A 3,590-nucleotide genomic window follows, 5' to 3' on the forward strand; every position below is an offset into this window, starting at 1 on the left:
CCCGCTCCTTCATACCCAGAAACGCCGAAGGGCTGGTTCGAGCGTCAATTCGCCCTCACCAGCCCTTCAAATCGCCCCTTGTTCAGCAGTCTCCTAGAGCACCGCGACGGACGCTGTCTACGACGTAGACAGGACAGTCAGCCGGAAATAACGGCACGACAGGAGCGCAATGGGGATGTCCATCCAAACGAAGGAGCCGTTCTGGCTAGGACCCGCAGGCAGAGTCCCCCGCGGATTGAAGCGGCCGGCAGCAGCGGCTGACCAGTCCGGGTCCATCCGGTCCGGGTCTATTTGGTTCGGGTTTTTTCTGCCGGGGTTGTCAGACCGGTGATCAGCGCGCCGGCGGCGTGTTCGCGTACTGCCGTAATGGCCCTGACAATGACGGTTTTGTCCTCAAATCCGTCCGAGAGCGCCCCGAGCGCACCCTCGCCGGGGACACCTGATCACGGTGCACGAAGGGTTTCTTGGACCCTGCTGCTTATCGGCTCCGGCGCCGGCAACCCGGCTGCGCGCTCAACGGCCGGGAATAGGCTGGCTTAGCCTTCACAGTCGGTGCAGTAGGCGTGGGCGCCCTTCTGCCGGGCAATCTGGGACCGGTGCCGGACCAGGAAGCACGAGTAGCAGGTGAATTCGTCGTCGGCCTGGGGGATGATCTGAACGGTCAGCTCCTCGGCGATGAACTCGCCGCCGGGAATACCGGCTCCGTCCAGGCCGTCGGCCTCATCCAGCTCCAGGACGACACTGCGGGCGTCCGGTGCATTGGCGGACTGCAGTGCCTGCAGGGATTTGTCCTGGGATTCCTTGACGTCGGAACGGACCTCGTCGTAATCGGTTGCCACTTGGCTTGTTCTCTTTTCTCCGGTGTTGGCTGACCCCGGTGCAACGTACAGCGCTGCGCGGCTGTTCCACAGGCAACGGGCAGCATGGTCCGCATCCGCGGCGGCCGGGCGATGTCCAAGGGTAACAGGAGTCCCGGGCTGCTTCGACGCCGGGTAAGCGAAAGGCCGCGCCCAGCCGGCCGGAACGCCCAGGATCCCCCTCATCCCGGCCCCGGGCGAAGAACCGGCCGGAACATCGGGCAGGGTCACGAATCCGCAGGCGAGGACCTGGATGTGCAGGCGCAGGAGAACCGGCAGAAACCGTTCCCGGCCCAGGCTTACGTATGCGCCGTTATCGGTGGTGGTTGGCCCTCAGCAGTGCAGGGAATCACCCCATCTTCAGTGTCGTTGCTCATTGCCGCTGGTTAGGAAGCCTCCGGCTCATCCGCTCTTGGGCCTGCTCAACATGGCGCGGACGCAGGGGCTGATAATCCTGCAGTTGCTGCTCGACAACATGACTGGCAATTATCCAAGCCGGTCACCGTCTTGTGGGCGTGTGTGTCGTTATCGGCGGTGGGCCCCTTCGCCGTGCATGAGCCGGACCGGAGAGAGCCGGACAGGGTCTGCGCCCACCTGGTTCCGTCCGCTTAGCCTGCCCGGGGAAAGCCCGGATCCTGCCGAACGGCTGCCGGGCGGCTTGGCAGACTATAGTAAGCATACTTAGTTTGTGGTGTTAGGGAGAACACCGGACCGGGAATGTGTGGCGATGTTCCCGGCCACGCTCCATCGGCTAGGCCCTGCCGCCCGTCGCCGGCCACACGCCGGCCACACGCCGGCCCGCGCGCTTGTCCGGGCGCTTGTCCGGTAAACCGTCAATGCCTTTGGAAGTCAGGAGTCCAAAATGGATTGGCAGTCGATGTTCGGGCCGAGTATTCCGCTGCTTGAGGCCTTTATCCGGGGCACAGTCATGTTTCTGGTGCTGTTCCTCCTGATGCGCATTGTCGGCCAGCGCGAGTCCGGGGCGCTGGGGCTGACCGATGTGCTGCTGGTCGTCCTCGTGGCCGAGGCTGCTTCGGTCGGTCTGCACGGGGAGGCCGAAACGATCACCGATGCTTTGGTGGTCGTGGCCGCGATCCTGTTTTGGAGCGTGGCAGTTGATGCCGTCGCCTACCGGTTCCCGCGCCTCGCGCCGCTGCTGAAGGCCCGGCCCCGGCAGCTCATCAGGAACGGTGAGCTGAACCGGAAGGTGATGCGCAGGGAATTCATGAACGAAGACGAGGTCTTCTCCCAGCGGCGGCTGCACGGCATCGAGGACATTGCGCAGGTGGAGCGTGCCTGCCTGGAGCCCAACGGCATGATCAGCGTCGTCCGCCGGGACCGTGGCGGAACCGAACCGGTGCAGCCCCCCCCGAAGCCCTGTAGCTGTTCTTTCGGCCGCGGTGCCGCGGCAACCGAACCGCACTCCAGCCACCGGAGCGAACCGGCGGCCCCATCACGGGATGCAGGACTGCCCGGGCCGGCAGTAAAGGGGCAGATCGGGCGGAAAAACCGGCCGGCAAGACGATGGGCGGCAGGAACCGCATCCGGCTCCGTCGATTTTGCCTCCAATACGATCGCCGGGAAGGCCTCAACCTATGCGCTGATACTCGGCGGTTAAGACCCCGGCGGATCCGCGTTTGGCTGCCGTTTCGGGCAAGTGCCGGTGCCGGGGAGCGGATCCATAATGGGAATAAGGAAACACCTTCAGGGTTTTCAAACCGGTGAGGGCCTGCCGGGCGGGCAGGATCTTGCCGGAGCATGCGGGAGATGTCCGGTGTTGTCGTATGAAGAGAACAGGCGCCTGGCGCAGCTTGAGCGTGACCTGGCCGCCGAGGATCCCAGGCTGGCACGCATTCTGTCCGACGGGCCGGTGGACTCTCCGTCCCTGGGCCCTCCTGGGGCGGTGCGCCGGGCGGTCCTGACCGCAGTGATGGGCGCGGCTGTGTTCATCCTCGGCATCGCCTCGGAGCTGGCGGTCTTCACTGTTGGCGGATACGTGCTGGTGTATGCGGCTGTTCTGCGGTTTTTCTTTTTGTGCTGTCTGGATGACAGCTGCCCCTAAGACCGGCAGGAGCGCGGGGCCGCTGCCCGCACCGGTAGAGCGCCGGCTGCCAAGGTGCCTGTCAGTTCGGAACTGCAACCGATACCCAGGCATGGGGCGTGGAGGTGTGCGGGGAGCGCAGGTACCGCATACCGGATGAGGGGAGGCAGGCCATGGCCGCTGAGGATGCTGAATACGGGGATATCGCGGATCACGATGTCATCAGCCTCAGGTGCGTGTGCGGCAACAGCGCCGGCGATGAGGGGCTGATTGACGTCAATGAGGCGGGCATCGCCGTTTCTGTCGACCCGGGCACCGTGGTGCCGGAGGGCCTGGCCGAATGGCCTGAGGCTGACAAGGTCTATACGCTGTGCCCGGCCTGCGGCCGCGTCTACAGCAACGCAGTCATGGAAACAACCAACACGGCTCCGGTGGCCTTCCGGGCCAAGGTCAATGAGGGCCCCGTTGCCGAGGCGCTGCGCGTGCACCGGGAACTGGAGAACCAAAACCGCTGGGGCGCCCACACCGCAGAGCCCTGGCCACATCCTGCAGCAACGCTTCCCCGACACTCACATGAGTGAACCACGGCGGGCTGAGCCGTGAGTGTAGGGGCGCCGGGCCTGGACCAGCCGATCGCGGATATCCTGCAGTCCCGTAAAACATATGCGCTGCTATCGGCTGTGGTCAGGGAC

4 protein-coding genes are annotated in these 3,590 nt (G+C 64.9%); 3 read left to right on the forward strand and 1 reads right to left on the reverse strand.

What is annotated here, in order from left to right:
* Positions 1–536: 536 nt before the first annotated feature.
* Complete coding sequence (locus AC5RW2_RS41420) at positions 537–839, reverse strand: DUF4193 domain-containing protein (RefSeq protein ID WP_493986705.1); 303 nt, start codon at positions 837–839, stop codon at positions 537–539.
* Positions 840–1,719: 880 nt separating this feature from the next.
* On the opposite strand from AC5RW2_RS41420, the gene AC5RW2_RS41425 reads away from it, so the two are divergent.
* The 3 genes from AC5RW2_RS41425 to AC5RW2_RS41435 all read left to right on the forward strand — a co-directional run bounded on the left by AC5RW2_RS41425 (position 1,720) and on the right by AC5RW2_RS41435 (position 3,479).
* Positions 1,720–2,475: a DUF421 domain-containing protein gene (locus AC5RW2_RS41425; RefSeq protein WP_494075316.1), complete on the forward strand. Its 756-nt coding sequence runs from the start codon at positions 1,720–1,722 to the stop codon at positions 2,473–2,475.
* A gap of 156 nt (positions 2,476–2,631) precedes the next feature.
* Positions 2,632–2,919: a DUF3040 domain-containing protein gene (locus tag AC5RW2_RS41430; protein ID WP_493986637.1), complete on the forward strand. Its 288-nt coding sequence runs from the start codon at positions 2,632–2,634 to the stop codon at positions 2,917–2,919.
* A gap of 152 nt (positions 2,920–3,071) precedes the next feature.
* Entirely contained in the window at positions 3,072–3,479 is a 408-nt protein-coding gene (locus AC5RW2_RS41435) for a hypothetical protein (protein WP_493986638.1), read from the forward strand.
* Positions 3,480–3,590 lie beyond the last annotated feature (111 nt).

This window comes from Arthrobacter sp. B0316-1-20, assembly GCF_059091865.1.

Coding starts and splice junctions, on each gene's coding strand:
- AC5RW2_RS41425 (WP_494075316.1), top strand. CDS start 1,720: ATGGATTGGCAGTCGATGTTCGGGCCGAGTATTCCGCTGCTTGAGGCC.
- AC5RW2_RS41435 (WP_493986638.1), top strand. CDS start 3,072: ATGGCCGCTGAGGATGCTGAATACGGGGATATCGCGGATCACGATGTC.